The 18,176-nt window shown below is 39.2% G+C and carries 18 protein-coding genes; 8 read left to right on the forward strand and 10 right to left on the reverse strand.

All coding sequences use genetic code 11. The features are described from left to right. The 3 genes from ACFO5T_RS14025 to ACFO5T_RS14035 all read right to left on the reverse strand — a co-directional run. Positions 1-240 (reverse strand): transposase (locus tag ACFO5T_RS14025; RefSeq protein ID WP_380035627.1); only part of this gene is annotated, 240 nt, incomplete at its 3' end. Between the two features lie 361 nt (positions 241-601). After that, positions 602-1,321: a hypothetical protein gene (locus ACFO5T_RS14030; protein ID WP_380035630.1), complete on the reverse strand. Its 720-nt coding sequence runs from the start codon at positions 1,319-1,321 to the stop codon at positions 602-604. Positions 1,322-1,520: 199 nt separating this feature from the next. Then, the gene (locus ACFO5T_RS14035) at positions 1,521-3,176 is read right to left on the reverse strand and encodes a tetratricopeptide repeat protein (protein ID WP_380035633.1); all 1,656 of its coding nucleotides are present in this window, start codon (positions 3,174-3,176) and stop codon (positions 1,521-1,523) included. A 287-nt stretch (positions 3,177-3,463) separates the two neighbouring features. On the opposite strand from ACFO5T_RS14035, the gene ACFO5T_RS14040 reads away from it, so the two are divergent. Both ACFO5T_RS14040 and ACFO5T_RS14045 read left to right on the forward strand, forming a co-directional pair. Next, positions 3,464-3,964 carry a pyridoxamine 5'-phosphate oxidase family protein gene (locus ACFO5T_RS14040; RefSeq protein WP_380035636.1) on the forward strand — a complete coding sequence of 167 codons (501 nt, stop codon included), beginning with the start codon at positions 3,464-3,466 and terminating at the stop codon, positions 3,962-3,964. Positions 3,965-4,070: 106 nt separating this feature from the next. Then, positions 4,071-5,315: a multidrug effflux MFS transporter gene (locus ACFO5T_RS14045; RefSeq protein WP_298351371.1), complete on the forward strand. Its 1,245-nt coding sequence runs from the start codon at positions 4,071-4,073 to the stop codon at positions 5,313-5,315. 37 nt (positions 5,316-5,352) lie between these two features. Here ACFO5T_RS14045 and ACFO5T_RS14050 read toward each other — a convergent pair whose 3' ends face one another. Next, a complete protein-coding gene (locus ACFO5T_RS14050; protein ID WP_380035639.1) occupies positions 5,353-6,750 on the reverse strand; it encodes an NAD-dependent succinate-semialdehyde dehydrogenase in 1,398 nt (465 codons plus the stop codon). 198 nt (positions 6,751-6,948) lie between these two features. Next, positions 6,949-7,089: a hypothetical protein gene (locus ACFO5T_RS14055; RefSeq protein WP_021779118.1), complete on the reverse strand. Its 141-nt coding sequence runs from the start codon at positions 7,087-7,089 to the stop codon at positions 6,949-6,951. 332 nt (positions 7,090-7,421) lie between these two features. Here ACFO5T_RS14055 and ACFO5T_RS14060 point away from each other — a divergent pair, with 332 nt between their 5' ends. After that, positions 7,422-8,672 (forward strand): hypothetical protein, encoded by a 1,251-nt coding sequence (locus ACFO5T_RS14060; protein WP_380035642.1) that lies wholly within the window; start codon positions 7,422-7,424, stop codon positions 8,670-8,672. A 147-nt stretch (positions 8,673-8,819) separates the two neighbouring features. Beyond that, positions 8,820-10,127: a dipeptidase gene (locus tag ACFO5T_RS14065; protein WP_380035645.1), complete on the forward strand. Its 1,308-nt coding sequence runs from the start codon at positions 8,820-8,822 to the stop codon at positions 10,125-10,127. 81 nt (positions 10,128-10,208) lie between these two features. Here ACFO5T_RS14065 and ACFO5T_RS14070 read toward each other — a convergent pair whose 3' ends face one another. Further along, the gene (locus ACFO5T_RS14070) at positions 10,209-11,732 is read right to left on the reverse strand and encodes a DEAD/DEAH box helicase (RefSeq protein ID WP_035324756.1); all 1,524 of its coding nucleotides are present in this window, start codon (positions 11,730-11,732) and stop codon (positions 10,209-10,211) included. Between the two features lie 104 nt (positions 11,733-11,836). Continuing rightward, positions 11,837-12,346, reverse strand: a complete 510-nt coding sequence (locus tag ACFO5T_RS14075) for a DUF6155 family protein (RefSeq protein ID WP_380035648.1) — start codon at positions 12,344-12,346, stop codon at positions 11,837-11,839. A gap of 109 nt (positions 12,347-12,455) precedes the next feature. Here ACFO5T_RS14075 and ACFO5T_RS14080 point away from each other — a divergent pair, with 109 nt between their 5' ends. Then, positions 12,456-12,839, forward strand: coding sequence for a hypothetical protein (locus ACFO5T_RS14080; protein WP_021779113.1), 384 nt, complete (start codon positions 12,456-12,458; stop codon positions 12,837-12,839). A 59-nt stretch (positions 12,840-12,898) separates the two neighbouring features. Here ACFO5T_RS14080 and ACFO5T_RS14085 read toward each other — a convergent pair whose 3' ends face one another. Beyond that, the gene (locus ACFO5T_RS14085) at positions 12,899-13,615 is read right to left on the reverse strand and encodes an SDR family oxidoreductase (RefSeq protein WP_021779112.1); all 717 of its coding nucleotides are present in this window, start codon (positions 13,613-13,615) and stop codon (positions 12,899-12,901) included. A 157-nt stretch (positions 13,616-13,772) separates the two neighbouring features. On the opposite strand from ACFO5T_RS14085, the gene ACFO5T_RS14090 reads away from it, so the two are divergent. Both ACFO5T_RS14090 and ACFO5T_RS14095 read left to right on the forward strand, forming a co-directional pair. Next, the gene (locus ACFO5T_RS14090) at positions 13,773-14,873 is read left to right on the forward strand and encodes an esterase-like activity of phytase family protein (protein ID WP_380035652.1); all 1,101 of its coding nucleotides are present in this window, start codon (positions 13,773-13,775) and stop codon (positions 14,871-14,873) included. A gap of 60 nt (positions 14,874-14,933) precedes the next feature. Next, on the forward strand, positions 14,934-15,215 hold the full coding sequence (locus ACFO5T_RS14095; RefSeq protein WP_298350603.1) for a DUF3817 domain-containing protein: 282 nt from the start codon (positions 14,934-14,936) through the stop codon (positions 15,213-15,215). Here ACFO5T_RS14095 and ACFO5T_RS14100 read toward each other — a convergent pair. Then, positions 15,207-15,572, reverse strand: coding sequence for a DUF4870 domain-containing protein (locus tag ACFO5T_RS14100; RefSeq protein ID WP_298350602.1), 366 nt, complete (start codon positions 15,570-15,572; stop codon positions 15,207-15,209). The two genes, ACFO5T_RS14095 and ACFO5T_RS14100, sit on opposite strands and share 9 nt — an antisense overlap. A gap of 78 nt (positions 15,573-15,650) precedes the next feature. Here ACFO5T_RS14100 and mnmE point away from each other — a divergent pair, with 78 nt between their 5' ends. Then, entirely contained in the window at positions 15,651-17,039 is a 1,389-nt protein-coding gene (gene mnmE / locus ACFO5T_RS14105) for a tRNA uridine-5-carboxymethylaminomethyl(34) synthesis GTPase MnmE (protein ID WP_298350600.1), read from the forward strand. A 75-nt stretch (positions 17,040-17,114) separates the two neighbouring features. Here the strand turns inward: mnmE and ACFO5T_RS14110 are convergent, their stop codons facing one another. Beyond that, positions 17,115-17,939: a tyrosine-type recombinase/integrase gene (locus ACFO5T_RS14110; RefSeq protein WP_375252503.1), complete on the reverse strand. Its 825-nt coding sequence runs from the start codon at positions 17,937-17,939 to the stop codon at positions 17,115-17,117. Positions 17,940-18,176: the final 237 nt, after the last annotated feature.

Here is an 18,176-nt window from a genome sequence, read left to right on the forward strand (position 1 = left end):
ATCAGCATACATCTGTTTGAGTTTAAGGTTTTCTGCTTCTAGATCCTTCAGACGTTTGAGCTCCTGTTTTTCCATACCTCCATATTTCTTACGCCAATAGTAAAATGTACTCTTGTCAATTCCTAGTGCTCTGGATATATCGCTTACAGATCTTCCTTGTTCATTTTCCTTAAGAGCTTTGATAATCTGACTGTTGCGGCAAGCTGCCGAGAATGCTGTAGAAAAAAATATGATGTACATTTTATCGAATACCAGAATTATGAATGAATCTAAAAGGTTAGCTTTTTTTGGCGCTGGCCAAGCGTTGGCAAATTGTGTTTTAAAATGAACGCCATTTAGCGTTTAGTTTTAAAAAGCAATCCAGCGGTTGGCTGTGCGGCAATTTTACATAACGACAAATTATGGAACAAATGAAAATATGCGTCGCAGACACCGCTTAAAAGAAGTTGATGACCCTGTTGTTAGTTTTAATCAATTCTCAAAGCGTCAGGGATATTTTACATAATATCATTATAGCTAACAAACGAGATTTCCCCTATAAGTTACAATGTGTTAGTTTTGTATTATAATTTATATTATGTCAAATAGAATTTTTAAAAACCTACAACAAGGCCTCTAGTTCTTCGCGTTCCTTTTTAATCTGTTTTCCTAAAGTATAAAGCTCTGCATAGTATGCTATAACAATAGTAAACTCAAAATATGCTACACGGTTTCTATAATCGGGACTATTTTGAAAATAGTCTAAACAATCTCCTTCACAGCTGCCTCTAGATAAGTATCCGGCAAACCAGTCAAAATTATTTTTCCAATGATTAATATTCTCTGTGAGTTGATCATACACCACTTGATCATAAAGCTCCTGTTGCTGTAAAGCATCATTATAAAGAAGTTCTATCTTATGTAACTGTTTTTCAATATTTCCCTTAACTAAGGGATTCTGTCTTATAAGATTAGGAACACGCACAGATGTATTGGGCACTGGCGATCCTAATAAAACTTGAAAACAACTCTCACAGTTTGCATCTATAGACTTATTTTGTGGCGTTTTATATAAAACCGTATCAATCATTTTTTCAAGTACATCCAGTTCTTTTAAAGTCTTCTCTATGTTTTTCTCATCATCTTTCATTTGAGATTGTACTAACTCTGCAATGCGGTACATTTCCTTGCGCTTATCACCTTCCTCAGACGCCTGATTAATACCCAGTGCTATAAGTATCCCAAAAACGACCAATATGATCTCTCCTACAGCATATAAAAGATACTTTTTAAGACCGCTGCCTGCTATTACATTCTTTCTAAAACGATTAAATAATTTCATAAACACCTCATTAGCTAGCTGAAAATACAAATAAATTACATTTTAGAGACTAGTTTATAACGAGTTATCACCCTTTTAGGTATTATAAATAATTATATAAGCCTGGTATCTATAAGTTTACTTTTTGGAGCGTCTCCCCTATGCTTTTATTAGGTTTTGAGTACGCTTTCGCGAAAGCGTACCATACATTATAACCAATCTATTGTTTCTGTAATTCCGCAAGTTTTTTCTTTGCCGTAGGTACAAGTTCATTTGTAGGATCTTGTTTTATAAGCTTTGTATAGTTTGCAATTGCTTTATCGGTTTGATTCATTTCTTCTTGTGCACTTGCAAGACTGTACAATGCACCCATAGACGCTGGATACATTTCGGCTACCAGTTCCAGAATAAACAACCCGCCTTCTTTATTACCGCCTGAAAATAGTCTGTAGCCAGCCGTACCAAATTCATCTTCAAAATTATAGTATTTATATTTTGGATCTTTTGCCACTTGTATACCTACAGATTTTACCTCTGCAAATTTACCTGCTGTAAATAACTCCGTAAGATAATCCATTGGGTTTAAAATAGCTCCCTTCTCAGTATAGTTGAGTGCTACGTCCAGTACTGGGTCTTGATTTGTAAAGTATTGCTCAGAAGTCATCGCTACAGCTAGATGTGGTATCGTCCAGTCTTTATTATCCCACTGAGATCTATCTTGCCACCAGGCAAATGAGAGATATGCGTTAAGGCCTGAGTTAGGTAAAGTAACGCGCCTTGTATCGCCATAAAAGTTTATATTTTCGGCTGTGGGCTCTCCTACTATAATTGCCTCTGTGTACTGTTGTATTTCATTTGTAAGGTTTTGACAAGCAGAAAAGGTGTTACGACCTATGATATAAAAGAATTTACCACGGCTATTTATCTTAGGTCTCGCCATAAGTCCTTTTATGAGGGGTTTGTTATTATAGTTATTTCCGCCACCATTGAGGCGCACGTCATACACAAGCTTCTGTACATCTGTCGTATCTATAAACTCAAAAAGTCGTTTATAAAAATCTTGTAGGGTTTCTTCATCATCGTGAAAAACGGAGCTCTGACGCACATATAAAGTTTTTGTGCCTGGTATCATTTCAAAATAATACAGTTTATCATTAAGATGTTTTAAATAAAATGGAGTCGTGTCTTGCGCTCTACCACTCTCCCACTGCTCACTAGGAATAGTAAACCCATAATCTCTTGATAGTCCATCAAGGGGTATTGTGTTAAGGGTGTGGGTAAACTGTTTTCCATCCTTTTCTAATGTAAGTGTAACTGCTGTACTATACGTAGGGATTACTCCTTGAGCGTGTAATACTGCTGGTACGGTGAGAAAGCGCATCCCGTAGGCTTTTAAATATGATTCATTTTCTACTGGCACAACAGCACGTACTTTTTCTATTGCCTGCAATACAGGTATAGTTCCTATTTTGAGAACTCTGGCACCTATAATCGCTGCATTTTCCTTAGTCGCTCCTTCTACAAAAACACCATCTTCAAAATGGTATAGATTTACTGGTAGCACTCCCTGTGATGCAACAGTACTAAAAGGTACTTGCGTGTGACCGTACTTAAAGAGTGAAACCATACGACTTAACCCTACTTTTACCTCGTGATCTTGCATTGTAGGGATTTTGTCATAAAAAGCCGCAGCGGCTGCATCCCATTTTTCTGCAGTGATTTTTTTAAATAAGAAGGAATAGTCCTTATGTACTGTTTCTTTAAGATATGTAAGGTCTTCTTGCCACTGTGCAGTAGTAAGAGACTCTTGAGTGAAGGCACTAGAACTACATAGTAGTACTAAGAAAGCAAGGCTAAGTTGTTTAAAGATGGTCATTAGTTCGTTTTTTGATTTATATAAGAGACCATAAATAACACACAATGTTACATCACCGCCATATGATATGCCCTGAACAGGCACAATTCAATCCCGAACTGTAATTCATTACATATAAAATGATTCATAGGTATTTAAAGGACTTTTTTACGCTTTCGCGAAAGCGTAACCTCACTCATAACAAATACTCCACACAGTGCTAAAAGCTCGTTAAACCTTTATAAACTGGCGTTAAAGACCTAGCGATTGCCTCATACGAGCGCTAACTTTATGAAAAAAGAAACATTATGAGCACAAAGAACCTATCTAATCAAGAAGCATACGATAAACTGAAAGAACTAGCCGAAAGCATAGACTACGCAATATTTGAGACTAATCTGGGCGCAAGACCTACACACGTGATCCCTATGAGTACAAAAAAGTGTGATCAAGAAGGAAGTCTCTGGTTTTTAAGTAATAAAGACAGTGATCACAATAGCTTTATCCATAAAGATAAAGATGTACAACTACTCTACTCAAAGCCTACAGCGATGGAGTATATGAGCATCTACGGCCAAGCTTTTATATACAACGACCTGGAGACCATAAAAAAGCTATACACAACCAGCGATGATGCCTGGTTTAACGGGCCTACAGACCCAAACATTACAGCTATCAAGGTCGTACCGCAAGAAGCACATTACTGGGACACAAAAGATGGTATGATTACTACTTTATTTAAAATGGGACTGGGAGCCTTAACTGGCAACAAGCAAGATCTGGGAGAGTCTGGAGATCTAGATTTATAGAACTACTACCCTAGTGAAATTTACAAAGCCGGCTGTTGCTGGCTTTTTTATGCGTTAAGGTCACACACTTTTAATATTCCTTTAAGGAAATAGCAACGGCTAGCTTATAAATACGGCGTACTTTTGCCGGATGCAAAAATCCCGTAGTTCTCAAATAGAATTTATCGCCCTTATGGCAGCACTTATGTCTGTCACGGCGCTCGCTATAGATGCATTGCTTCCTGCTCTTGATATCATAGGAGAAGCCATACAAACTAAGACCCCGGCAGATAACCAACTGCTCATCACAATGATCTTTTTAGGGTTAGGTATTGGTCCGCTTATTTTTGGGCCACTGGCAGATGCCCGCGGGCGTAAATCTTCGGTTTATATAGGTTTTTTTATTTTTATAATCGCTTCATTTATATGTGTTTACACGCGTAGTTTTGAAGTGATGATTTTAGGTAGAATATTACAAGGAGTTGGACTTTCTGCACCGCGTACTATTTGTGTTGCTATTATAAGAGACCTGTATGAAGGTGATTATATGGCACGTATAATGTCTTTTGTAACGGTAGTTTTTTTACTCATACCCATCGTTGCTCCAGCAATGGGAAAAGTAGTTTTAGACACCTGGAACTGGCAAGGTATTTTTATAGTACAGGTTATCATAAGTGTGCTCGTTATGTTCTGGTTTTGGAAACGCCAGCACGAGACGCTCACTCCAGACAAGCGCATACCTTACTCAGTAAAACGAATTTTAAGTGGCTTTTATGAAACCATAAAGTACAAGCGCACCATCGCATTTACTATTATACAGGGATTCATCGTTGGCTCTTTTCTAGTATACCTAAGTGCCAGCCAGCAGATTTTTGAAAATCAATATGGGCTCGAAGATGAGTTTCCATACATATTTGCAGGACTAGCAGCCTCTATAGGTGCTGCCATACTTCTTAATGCCACGCTAGTAGTACGCCTAGGGATGGAAAAACTAGTTACCTATGCCCTTGCAGGCTTTTTTTGTGTGTCATTACTATATGTGATACTCTTTTATGATGTACTTCACCCTTCTATTTATATACTTGTCGCTTTCTTTGCACTACAGTTCTTTTGTATAGGTTTTATGTTTGGCAACTTACGTGCGCTTGCAATGGAGCCTGTAGGTCATATTGCTGGTATAGGAGCTGCTATTACTGGGCTCATCTCAACACTTATGGCTGTACCTATAAGTACCTTTATAGGCCGCTTTGTAGAGAACACTACCCTACCACTTTTTATAGGTTTTTCTAGTTGTGCAGCAATATCGCTAGGTATTTTATTCTGGATAAAGAAAAAGGCCCCAAGGAAAATTTCCTTGAAGCCCTCATCATAATATGGATCTTTAGTTCGCTTTCGCGAAAGCGTATTTCTTACGACTCCTCTACGAGCATTACAGATTTTGCATTTACAAACTCTTTAAGTCCAAAACCTCCGTGCTCTCTACCATATCCAGAGTCTTTTACGCCTCCAAAAGGCATCATAGGCTGGGCAAGTCCGTATGAGTTTACAAATACCATCCCGGTATCAAAGTGCTTTTGAGCAAGTTCTATAGCAGCTTTTTCATCTCTTGAGAAAATTCCTCCTCCTAGTCCAAAACGACTATCATTTGCAATGCGCATCGCGTCTTCATTATCTTTTGCACGTATAAGTGATGCGACTGGGCCAAAGAGCTCATCATCATATGCAGGTTGCCCTGGCTCTACATTACTTAATACGGTAGATGGGTAATAATACCCCGTGTTATCTGGCACCTCTCCTCCTACTTCTATCACGGCACCTTTTGCTACACTTTCTTTTACTTGGTCTGCAAGTAAATCTCTTAAATCTTCACGTGCGATAGGTCCCAGTTGGGTTTCTTCATTGTTAGGATCTCCCATTACGGCATCTTTCATACCCTGTACAAACCCTTCCTTAAAAGCATCATACACTTTATCTACCACCACAAAACGTTTGGCAGCGATACAAGTTTCTCCATTATTAATGAGACGTCCTTGTACACAGGCCTCTACAGCCTTTTCAATATCTGCATCATCTAGAACTAGATAAGCGTCGTTACTACCTAGCTCAAGAACTGTTTTCTTGATGGCAGCACCAGCTTTTTCGGCTACTTTGCGGCCTCCAGCAGAGCTTCCTGTAAAGGTTACACCACGTACCTTATCATTCTTAATCACATCATTAGACTGGCTGTGATCTATTACTAGTACTTTAAAAAGTCCTTCTGGCACACCTGCTTTACGTAGTACTTCTTCTACTAGCAATGCACTACCTGTCACATTTTGTGCGTGCTTTAAGAGCACTCCATTACCTGCCATTAAGTTTGCTATCACAACACGTAGCGGTTGGTATGTTGGAAAATTCCACGGTTGTATACTATATATTACACCTTCTGGTGAGTAGGTAATGATTCCTTTACCTCCATTTGGTAACTCACGCTCTATAGGTTCTAATTCTTTCCCTGCATTTGCTGCAGTATACTCTGTAATGGCGATACATAAATCTATTTCAGATCCTCCTTGCGTCACCACTTTCCCCATCTCGTCTGTCATTAATTGTACGAGTTGTTCTTTATGATTTTTAAGCTCCTTACCTATGTTTTTTATAATAGTGGCACGCTCGTCTAGTGACTTTTCTTTCCACTCTAGAAAAGCTTCGTGACAATTGTCTATTGCATCATTTACTTCACTTTCTGTAAAGTATGTATAGGTTGCAATCTCCTTTTCAGTATGCGGATTAATGGTTCTAAAACCTCCTTTTATTTCTCTTTCCATAGTGTTTTGTTTGGTTTTTTTCTAAAATTACAAGGATTGTGTGCTGAGCAAATTGGCTTTAATAGTTTTTGTGAAGTTTATTGAGAGAAGTTTAACAATGGGGTTTTACGCTTTCGCGAAAGCAAAAAAAAAAGAAGCCTCTCTATCATATTGATAAAAAGGCTTCTCTTATTATAAAAGTGAATTTTAGGCTCGTACCTAGTTTTCTTCTGTATCTAAAGTCACGTTGCCATCACCCTCTACGGCAAAAGTTTCCTTTGGGATAATGCGTCTAAAATTTGACGAACGACGATAGGGATCTTGAAAATCTGCGTGTTTTTTTGTGGTTGACTTATGCATAGCTTTTTTTATTGTAAAGGTATTTTAAAATCTAAATGCTGTCTTTTTAAATAACAGATAATTAACAATCTACCTATTACTCAAACTTATTTTTATAAGAATATAAAATATTCCGAATACCTTATTTAATGGTCTATACTTATAGAATAATTAAACTGAATTGGTTTGTAAATAACTGTATTTCAAATAATTATAACTAGATAATACTTGTTACGCTTTCGCGAAAGCGTATATACACACCCTCTCAAAACGATAACGTTTTCGGACTTTGGCACGCTACTTGTAATTAGGTAATCGTGAACATCAATCCACATTGATAAAAAACGAATATTATGAAACAGATAGCATTATTATTTATAGGTCTACTCACCTTTGCAGGAAGTACCTATGCAGCAGAAGAAGATACATCAATAAGACGAGGAACAGTTTACGACGGAAGTAAATACATCTTTGTAGAAAACGGGATAGAGTTTTCTGTCTTTCCAGATGGCGAATTTGATTTTTACATTCCAGAATATGTAGAGGGCGTAAGTCTATCTGTAAACGCTGGACCTGTAGGGATAAGTTTTAACACAGGTTTTGATTATGACCCTTACGTACAGTATGACGAGTATGGAGCTGTGATACAGATAGAAAATACACCACTATATTATGACAACTATGGTCGTATCTCACAAGCAGGTGATGTAAATATCTTTTACAGAAACAACAGAATCTCTCGTGTAGGTGGCTTACAGATATTCTATAATAACTTTGGCGCTTTTTCACACTACACAGGTTTTATAAATGTGTATAACAGAAACTATGTTTTTCACCCATATCACAACTATTACTATAGACCACTCTTTAATAGATGTCTAGTGTATACAACGCCTTACAGAAGATTTTATACTCCTATACGTTATAACTACGCGTTTCATAGAAACAACTATTACAGAGGTTATAATAATGGATATAGAAATGCTCGTAGAGACTTTAGACGTCCAGATAGAGGTCGTGTAGCACATAACAATGGTCGTCGTGATAATGTAGATCGTAACAACGCTCGCTTTACTCGTGCAAATACTGGTCGAGTAGCAAGTCGAGGAAACTCACAAAGAACCATAAGTCGTGCAAACCGTACTACTTCAAGAGGTAATACAGCTGCAAGAACTACAAATGCAAAAAGAAATACTGCAGTAGCTCGTGATGGTGCTCAACGTGGGAGACCTACTACAACAGCAAGAGGAAACTCAAGCAGAGGTACTAAGGCGATAACATCAAGATCTGGTAATACAGCTCGCAAGGCTACTACTAGAACGACGAGACCAGCAACAAGACGTACTACTAGAACAGCGACAAAACGCTCTAACAATAAGTCTGTAGCAAGTAACAGAACATCACGCCCACAGGCGAGAACAACGCAACGCTCTTCTCAAAAGAGAGCAACTACATCAAGAAGCACAAGTGCTAGAAAAGCAACTTCACAACGTAGTGTACAGCGTAAAGCAACACCACAGCGCAGCACAAGAAATACAAGCGCTAGATCATCATCAAGTAAAAAATCAAGTAGAGCAACCACTACGAGATCAAGAAGAGGATAGGAGAAAATAACTTTGGTTGGTTAGTTTGGAAGACCCTAGTTGCTATATGCGCTAGGGTTTTCTTTTTGTTATATAGTGCCATATCTTTTAGACAATAAAGCAGACATTTTTAGTACCTTAGGATGCTTAATCCAAACATCCTAACCAATGAATAAACTATTTTATGTTGTTGCTTGTGTGCTACTCTTACAATCTTGTCAAGAGAAAGAAGTAAAAACTCCAGAAAAAATGACAGAAAGCCAACTTATAGCAAAGGCTACGGCCATCCATAAAAATGTAATGACGCTAGACACGCACTGTGATATAAACGTCAAGAACTTTACAGACTCTATAAATTATACACAAAAGCTTACCTCTCAAGTAAACTTACCAAAAATGCAAGAAGGCGGTCTAGATGTGCCTTGGTTTATTGTTTATACAGGTCAAGGTGAACTTAATGAAGAAGGCTATAAAGCGGCTTATGAAAATGCTATGTCAAAATTTGACGCTATCCATAAACTTTGTGAAGAGATTGCTCCAGAGCAAATCCAGCTAGCCACAAGTGCAAAAGAAGCTAGAGAGATCTGGAAATCTGGTAAAAAAGTAGCAATGATAGGGATAGAGAACGGATATCCTGTAGGTACAGACATTACAAACGTTGAGAAGTTTTACGATCTAGGAGCACGCTATATGTCTCTTGCTCATAATGGTCACAGCCAGCTAAGTGATAGTAATACCGGTGAGGCAGATGATGTATGGCTTCACAATGGTCTAAGTGATCTAGGTAAAGAGGTTATTGCAGAGATGAATCGCGTAGGTATGATGATAGATGTATCACACCCTAGTAAGGAAGCGATGCGACAAATGATAGAACTAAGTGAGACACCTATAATCGCTTCACACTCCTCTGCGAGAGCATTATGTAACCACAGCCGTAATCTTGATGATGAGCAACTACAGTGGATGGTAGAAAACGGTGGTGTGGTACAGACAGTCGCTTTTAAAAGCTACCTAAACACAGAGAAGCACGATGCCTATGAAGCCGAAGCACAGCAAATACTAAAAGAAATAGCAGACTCTATAGGTCTTAAATGGATGGAGCGCAAAGAGGTAATGGCTTTACCACAAGAGCAACGAGCAGCATATTATGAGAAGTATACAACCGTAATGCTACCAGTACAAAAAAAGAAACTCGCACAGCGCACAGACCTCCCTCCTGCTGTAGATGTGACAGACTTTGTAGATCACATAGATTACCTAGTTGAGAAGATGGGAATAGATCACGTAGGCATCTCATCAGATTTTGATGGTGGTGGCGGTATAGAAGGATGGAGCGACGCTTCAGAAACGATGAATGTTACTATAGAACTTGTAAGGAGAAGGTATACAGAAGCACAAATAGAACAACTATGGAGTGGTAATTTACTACGCGTTCTTGACGAGGTGCAAACCTATGCCACAGAGATGAAATCTTAGTGAACTGTAAATGATTAAAAAGAAAGAACCCAAACAATCTCGTATTGTTTGGGCTCTTTTATATTTTATGATTGAGAGATATTACATATCTCGCTCACGACATATCTGGTTAATCCTACGCTTTAACTTACGCTCGTAATCTTCTTGTAACCAATCTCTATAGTTTTGAGTATTGTTCATAATACTATAAGAATACTGGCGTACTCTATAAGCAATATCATCTCGTAATTTACGAGCCAGTACACGAGCATCAAAAACGTCTTCACTGTTTTCTACCACCATCTGTGCGTGTTGCTCGATGGCATTTTCTAGTGCGGTCTTTGCTTTCTTACCTTCTTTAATTACCTTTTTATATTCCTTCTTTATATCAAAGTGTATCTTTTCTGTATTTGCAAACTCTTTACGAAGATCTGGAGGCATTACATATGTAAAGTTGCGCTCTATCTCCTCATCTGCAATTAGATTTTCAAGGTAAAAATCTGGGTATGCAAATATCTCTTTCCAGTCTATAGGTGCTTCCCAAAGACCAAAACGTGCTGCATTATTTCCTAAGTCTAATACTTTAAAGGTAGTCTTACCAGGCGCTATACGTGACCCACGACCTATCATCTGGAAGTAAAGTGTAAGCGACTTTGTTGCTCTGTTGAGTATAATGGTATCTACCGTAGGTTCATCAAAACCTGTTGTAAGGATACTTACAGAGGTAAGTATCGCGTCTGGTGTATTTTTAAACCAGTCTAATATCTCTGCACGCTCCTTAGCACTATTTGTGTTATCTAAGTGGCGTATGTCATATCCCGCTTGTCTAAAGGTCTCGTGTACGTATCTAGACGTATTAATACCATTATTAAAAATAAGGGTCTTCTTACCCTTAGATTGATCTTCATATGCGCTAAGCAGCTTTTGCTGCATAGAGGCATCTGTATATAAGATATCAGAAGATTTTACAGTATAATCTCCATTAATACCCAGCTTTAAGGTACTTAGTCCTACATTATAACTTATAGTTTCGGCTTTAGACAAGAACCCTCTTTTTATAAGTGCAGGTATGCTCTCCCCTATCATAAGTTCTTGATAGTTGTCCTTCATAGGCAACTTTATGTTAGAACTTAGCGGTGTTGCCGTCACACCTAGTATAAAAGCATTTTTAAAGTAGCTAAAGAGTTTTCTAAACGAGTTATAGTGTGCCTCATCTATAATCACGAGCCCCACATCTTCCATTGTGATTTGCTCTTCTTGTAGTCTGTTTGTGAGTGTCTCAACCATTGCTACGTAGCACATATAATCATCTGCTTCGTCTAGGGTTTTTACATCACTACTTATAATCATATTAGGCACCTTAAACTCCGTAAGCATACGCGAGGTCTGGTTAGAGAGCTCTATACGGTGTGTAAGGATAACTACCTTCTTATTTGCACGTTTTATATAGTTACGTACAATCTCAGAAAATATTACCGTCTTACCACCTCCGGTAGGCAGCTGGTACAACAGGTTATAATCTGGAGTGGTTCTATCCATCACGCTAAAAACGGCGTCTAGATCCTTCAGCTGGTAGTCGTATAATTTCTTTTCTGGAGTGTCTTTTTCTTTAATGAGGTCGCTCAAAAGTGTAGGTTTCTTCGGTTAAAAGTGAATCTTGCAAAACTAAGGGATTTTTCTGCTTTCGCGAAAGCGTACCGCAAAAAAAATAGTACTAATCTTACAAAATCTTACTCTGGGTCTGCTGCTTCGTCAAAAAGTGTTGCATTAGGCCAGCGCTCATCTTCAGTAAGACTTACGATGCGCTCTATGCGATCTCCTACCTCTTCTAGTAAATGATGATAGGTCGCATACTGTACAAGTTCTTTAAAAGAGTTGAGCATACTTTTATAAAAAGTATCTGGTTGTGGTGTGTTGCCCTGTGCGTAGATTTGTGCTATCTCAATATTAAAAAGCATTACATCTACTAGCAGTAAGGGATTCATTCCTAGTGTTTTAAAATGCTTGATGTATTTTTGAGCAACAGACCTCCTTTTTCTTGCTCGTTTACGGCGAGTAGGAAAATATTCATTACTTATCTTGACCTTTGCCTCGTCTACCAGCTTGTCTTCTTTAGGGTTAAAAACAAAATCATAATAGGTCTTAACCGCTGGTATACGGTCATATAACTCCATAATTTGCTCTTGAAGGGCTGCATTATCTAGGTCTAGAAGGTGTTTTTTAAGTGCTCGTTTACTCATTAAGAAGTGATTACCTGTAGCGAATTTAAAATAAAAAATAGTGGCAAGAAGCGATTCAAAAACCTATTTTTGTAACAATACCAATACAGTTACTAAACCACCACCTGCAATGAATACATTACAAGATAGTAAAGCCGTAAACTTGATCAAAAAACTGATCGCTGATGTTGCTCAAAACGGAATCATTACAAATACCGTAGTTGAAGACCTAAAAGCTTTACGCCCACATACTATTACAGAACAATTACCATTACTTGCAAAGGCTACACGCCTCTCTGCAGAGCATATAGAGGAGTATGGAACTTTTGCCATCCCTATCCCACAAGATGAGGATATCGCAGATGAGAATGATGAAATCATCTCTGAAGTAGAAGTTGCCGAAAGTACTCCAGAAGAGAGTTTTCACTACTTTATGTCTCTTATAAAGAATATAGACAAAAAAACAAATGAAGACGAGCTACGTGTGTATGTACAGGCGCTTAGAGATTACTAAGCCTATAAGTCACAAATAAAAAAAGCCTCAAATATCAATTTGAGGCTTTTTTTATGCGCTTATTTTGTGGGTGGTTTTGCTGGTCTTACCTCTACTTTGCTAGGTAGCGTTCTAGGGTGCATCTTAAGCAAGTCTACAGTGAGTTGCCCTAGATCTTCTGGTTGTATGCGCCAGTCTGTACCCTCATCTGGTGTTCTCCCGCCAAAATGGCTACTCACAGACCCAGGCATAATAGTCGTTACCTTAACATCATCCTGACGTACATCCATCATTAAGGCTTGTGAAAACCCTGTAAGGCCAAATTTACTCGCATTATAAGCCGTGCCCTTCTCAAAGAAGTTGGTACCCGCAAGGCTAGAGATGGTAATCATATATCCTTTTGACTCTTTTATAGCCTCTAGCGACGCTTTTACAGAGTAAAATACGCCCGTGAGGTTTGTATCTATAGTCTCGTTCCATTGCTGGGGTGTCATATCTGTGATGTTTTCAAAATGTCCCAAGCCTGCGTTTGCAATGAGTACATCTATCTTCCCAAACTTGTCAAGCGTTGCCTTTACGGCAGCCTGCTGGCTATCGTAATCTCTTACATCTGCAGCGACGCCTAGTATGTAATTATCGTTTTCGGTGAGCTCTGTAGCAGCTTCTTTGGTGCTTTTTTCATCCCTTCCGGTGATGGCTACTTTCATTCCTTGATGAAGTAATGCTTCGGCTATACCTCTCCCTATTCCTTTGGTACCGCCCGTGATGAGGGCAACTTTATCTTTTAAATCTTCCATTGTGATTGAGTTTTGTATAAAGGTAATCACGCTTTCGCGAAAGCGGAAACATACTATTTTAAAGTATTGTGAAAATTTGCCACGCCCTTAATGTAGAATAATAACATTCTATTATCATAAAATGACAGACCTTTGTAGCTTAAAATGATATGCACCTATGCAGCTACGTAGCCTACTCCCGGTTCTTTGTTTATTACTCATAACTTCTTGCAACTCTTTACCAAAAGGTGTAGAAAACACCGCTAAGGCAGAAATTACAGCGCTCACTTTTATAGATGAGACTATTATACCTGCAGCTACCACTTATAACGATACTAAGGTGGGCGGTCTCTCTTCTATAGATTATGCAAACGAACAGTGGTTTATGATTTGTGACGACAGAGCACAACCTAGATTTTATACAGCGCGCATAAAAACTAGCGCTGCCGGTATATCACAACCTGTGTTTACAGCAGTTACCTATTTTAAGGATAAGGACAGCGTGTTTACACCTGGCATTGCAGATCCCGAGGCGCTACGTGTTACAAATGATAATCAAATTATATGGAGCAGTGAGGGCAATGTGGCAAAAGGAATACAACCTTTTGTACGTATGGCTTCACAAGACGGAGCTTATGTAAAAGATATGACGGTTGCCCCTAAGTTTTTGATCTCTCAAAAGGATAAAGGACCTCGTAATAATGGCGTTTTTGAAGCACTCACAAGAGACTATAGCGATAATAGCTACTGGATTACCACAGAGCTACCGCTTAAGCAAGACGGTAATGAACCTACATATAAAGAAGCACAGTCACCGGTGCGTATGGCACATATAGAGGCAGATGGCACCTTTGCAGCAGAGTATGTGTATCTACTAGATAAGGTGGCAAGACCTGGCAAGCTAGAGGTAAATGGTGTGACAGAGATCCTCTCTTATGATAAAGATTCTTTTCTGGTACTAGAGCGCTCTTATGCCTCTGGCCATAGTGATGGTGGTAATGATGTAAAAATTTATAAGGTAAATACCGCAGGTGCTACAGATGTACGTGATATAGCAAGCTTGCAAGAAGCCTCATATACTCCTGTGACTAAAACGCTTTTACTAGATATGGAGACCTTGCGACCACAACTTACAGATGGTATGATAGATAATATAGAGGGAATGACCTTTGGACCCGTACTAGAGAGTGGGAAACGGTCACTTATAATTATTTCTGATAACAATTTTAACTCTTTTGGGAAACAGCTTAACCAGCTTATCCTCTTTGCGGTAGAATAAGTGTGGCTTATTGTTGGCTCATTTTACGTTGCGTATTATTTTTGTCAAAAAAAATAAACAATGCTCAAAAGCTTTAGAATTCTTAGTTTACTAGAAGGAGTTTCATTTCTTGTGATTCTCTTTATCACGATGCCGTTAAAATATGCTTTTGACAATGGTGCGCCAAACAAAGTAATCGGGATGGCACACGGTTTTTTATTTCTGGCCTATGTTGTGATGGCTATTATGATGAAGCCCGTATTAAAATGGAACAATAAAACACTTGCCATTGTACTGCTGTGTTCTATCATTCCATTTGGTACTTTCTGGATGGATAAAAAATATCTCCGCCCGCTAGCTTAAAAATTTGATGCTTATATAATAATTAGGCTTCTCTCCTCTATTTACTCTTACAGCATTTACAATAGGTAGTACAAACCCTAAGATAGCGACTCCTAGTAATGTGATGAGCCCCAGGCCTAGTAGAAGGATAGCCGGTATGCTCAATAGTGCATATACAATAAGGCTTATCTGGAAGTTAAGTATCTGCTTTCCATTTTCATCTAGTTCTTGCACGCGCTCCTTGTTTGCCGCCCAGATAATGAGCGGTACGATAAGACCGCCAAAACCTACTACATAATGTAACAGCTGTGATAAATGTGTGAGTACTAGAAGCGTTTTGTCTTCCCTTACGTGTGGTGTTTGTTGTATAATTTCCATAATAACAGATTTTTGATTGATTAACATATACGTCTACGCTTACGCGAAAATGTTACACGTTTGTTTAATTTTGCAGTGATGAATATACAAGACACCATAGTTGCCCTCGCCAGTCCTGCAGGAGCTGGAGCCATTGCCGTGATACGCGTTTCTGGTCCAGAAGCACTTGCCATATGCTCACCCATTTTTAAATCTGTAAGCGGTAAAGTACTTGCAAATCAAAAAACCCACACCATACACCTAGGGCATATTATGGACGGGCAGCGCACCATAGACGAGGTACTTGTATCCCTCTTTAAGGGCACAAACTCTTATACTGGAGAACCCACAGTAGAGATTTCTTGTCACGGCTCAAGCTATATACAACAGGAGATTATACAGCTCTTACTGCGCTCTGGTTGTAGAGCAGCAAAGGCTGGAGAGTTTACCCTGCGCTCCTTCATAAACGGTAAGATGGACTTAAGCCAGGCAGAAGCCGTGGCAGATCTTATAGCCAGTGATAATGAGGCAGCACACCAGATAGCAATGCAGCAAATGCGTGGTGGCTTCTCTAACGAGATTGCACAACTGCGACAGGAACTACTCAACTTTGCCTCGCTTATAGAACTAGAACTAGACTTCTCTGAAGAAGATGTAGAGTTTGCAGATCGTACCCAGTTTAAAGACCTCATAGCCCGTATTACAAAAGTGCTCAAGCGCCTTATAGACTCTTTTGCCACCGGTAACGTTATAAAAAACGGTATACCTGTAGCCATTGTAGGAGAACCTAATGTGGGGAAGTCTACCCTACTTAATGCCTTGCTTAATGAGGAGCGCGCCATCGTGTCTGACATAGCGGGTACCACCAGAGACACTATAGAAGACGAGCTGTCTATAGGCGGGATAGGCTTTAGATTTATAGATACGGCAGGGATACGTGAGACCCAAGACGTGATAGAAGGTCTTGGGATTAAAAAGACTTTTGAAAAGATAAAACAAGCACAAGTAGTTGTATTACTGCACACCGCTAGCGAAGTCATACACCAGACAGCCAGCGTAAAACTTGAGATAGAAAAAATTAAAAATCAATTCCCGCTCAAGCCACTGCTCGTTGTGGCAAATAAAATAGATGCCCTATCTCCTACAGAACTCAATGAGATAGCGACAAAAATAGATAACCTACACCTGCTCTCTGCCAAAGAAAACGAAGGCGTAGACGCTCTTAAAAACAAACTCTTAGACTTTGTAAACACAGGCGCCCTGCGCAATGACGAGACCATAGTTACAAACTCACGTCATTATGATGCCCTCCTCAAAGCCCTAGAAGAAATAGAAAAAGTACAGTACGGTCTTGACACCGGCCTCTCTGGCGACCTTATGGCAATAGATATACGTGAGGCGCTCTACCACTTTGGGGAGATTACTGGCCAGGTGACCAACGATGAGTTACTGGGTAACATCTTTGCAAACTTTTGTATCGGGAAATAGAAGGTGCTTTACTTTGTAAGAGGGTAGCTATATCAATGTATTGTGGTAGGTACGCTTTCGCGAAAGCGGAATAGGTTATAAAAAATCTAAGGGACTCTTTACCTGTTGCATTGATCTGGTGGTGACGTGAGTGTAAACCATTGTGGTTTTTATATCACTGTGACCTAGGAGTTCTTGTATCATACGTAGGTCTGTACCGCTGTCCATAAGGTGCGTGGCATAGGCGTGACGCAAGCTGTGTAGGGTTACTTTTTTATGTATTTGTGCTTTCTTGCAACTGGCTCTAAAAACCGAACGGAGGCTTGCAGCCGTATATTGTGGCTTAGACTGTCCCTCAAAGAGATAATCTGTAGGTTTATATTCTTTATAATACTCGCGCAGTAAGGGTTTGAGACTGTCTGGAAATGGTAGCTGGCGGTCCTTTTTACCTTTGGCTGCTTTTATGGTGATGGTGTTGCGCTTTTTATCTATGGCGGCTAGTCTTAAATCTACAAGTTCGCCTACGCGTAAACCCAGTGCATATATGGTAGTGAGGGCTGCTTTATGTTTTAAATTTTTTGTGTGGTCCAGTATATTTTTTACCTCGTAGGTAGAGAGTATGTCTGGAAGTACACGCTGTGGAGAGCGCGGTCGTAAGGTGCTTAGATCTATCTCTTGCCTGAGGGCTTCTTTATAATAAAGACTTACCGCACTTATGAGCTGCTTCTGTGTGTTAAAGGTGTATTCTTTCTTTAGAATAAAATCTCTTAGTGTTGTAATAAGATAGGATGGATCTAGCCGGTCTAGGGGACGGCTGTCTCCTAAGTAATTTTGATAGCTTACTAGCAAGCCTATGTACGTGGTAACTGTGCTATCACTGTACCGCTTTGCTGTTAATATTGTGTTAAAATTATCAAACATTCGTTTATACGCTGAAAATCGAGATTGCTCAATATAAGCAAAAACATTCGTTTATACACCCACTACGGGTATGATAACTTATATGTTTTTAGTAACTTGCGTTTATATATACGTGGCGGCTGATTGCCCAAGGGCTCGCAGTTCACGATAAAATAAGCCACACAAAAGACAGTTGCATACTTGGTTATTACCGCAATCGTATGGCTACGCTTCAAAATCGGTTTAAGAGCGATTGTA

The organism is Dokdonia genika (assembly GCF_042652845.1).
Lineage (GTDB): Bacteria > Bacteroidota > Bacteroidia > Flavobacteriales > Flavobacteriaceae > Dokdonia > Dokdonia donghaensis.

Bases quoted from the DNA above. Each gene is read 5' to 3' on its own strand.
- ACFO5T_RS14100 (WP_298350602.1), bottom strand. From the start codon at position 15,572: ATGGAAATTATACAACAAACACCACACGTAAGGGAAGACAAAACGCTT.
- ACFO5T_RS14055 (WP_021779118.1), bottom strand. From the start codon at position 7,089: ATGCATAAGTCAACCACAAAAAAACACGCAGATTTTCAAGATCCCTAT.
- ACFO5T_RS14065 (WP_380035645.1), top strand. From the start codon at position 8,820: ATGAATAAACTATTTTATGTTGTTGCTTGTGTGCTACTCTTACAATCT.
- ACFO5T_RS14040 (WP_380035636.1), top strand. From the start codon at position 3,464: ATGAGCACAAAGAACCTATCTAATCAAGAAGCATACGATAAACTGAAA.
- ACFO5T_RS14075 (WP_380035648.1), bottom strand. From the start codon at position 12,346: ATGAGTAAACGAGCACTTAAAAAACACCTTCTAGACCTAGATAATGCA.
- ACFO5T_RS14080 (WP_021779113.1), top strand. From the start codon at position 12,456: ATGAATACATTACAAGATAGTAAAGCCGTAAACTTGATCAAAAAACTG.
- ACFO5T_RS14090 (WP_380035652.1), top strand. From the start codon at position 13,773: ATGCAGCTACGTAGCCTACTCCCGGTTCTTTGTTTATTACTCATAACT.
- ACFO5T_RS14110 (WP_375252503.1), bottom strand. From the start codon at position 17,939: ATGTTTGATAATTTTAACACAATATTAACAGCAAAGCGGTACAGTGAT.
- mnmE (WP_298350600.1), top strand. From the start codon at position 15,651: ATGAATATACAAGACACCATAGTTGCCCTCGCCAGTCCTGCAGGAGCT.
- ACFO5T_RS14085 (WP_021779112.1), bottom strand. From the start codon at position 13,615: ATGGAAGATTTAAAAGATAAAGTTGCCCTCATCACGGGCGGTACCAAA.
- ACFO5T_RS14095 (WP_298350603.1), top strand. From the start codon at position 14,934: ATGCTCAAAAGCTTTAGAATTCTTAGTTTACTAGAAGGAGTTTCATTT.
- ACFO5T_RS14035 (WP_380035633.1), bottom strand. From the start codon at position 3,176: ATGACCATCTTTAAACAACTTAGCCTTGCTTTCTTAGTACTACTATGT.
- ACFO5T_RS14050 (WP_380035639.1), bottom strand. From the start codon at position 6,750: ATGGAAAGAGAAATAAAAGGAGGTTTTAGAACCATTAATCCGCATACT.
- ACFO5T_RS14030 (WP_380035630.1), bottom strand. From the start codon at position 1,321: ATGAAATTATTTAATCGTTTTAGAAAGAATGTAATAGCAGGCAGCGGT.
- ACFO5T_RS14060 (WP_380035642.1), top strand. From the start codon at position 7,422: ATGAAACAGATAGCATTATTATTTATAGGTCTACTCACCTTTGCAGGA.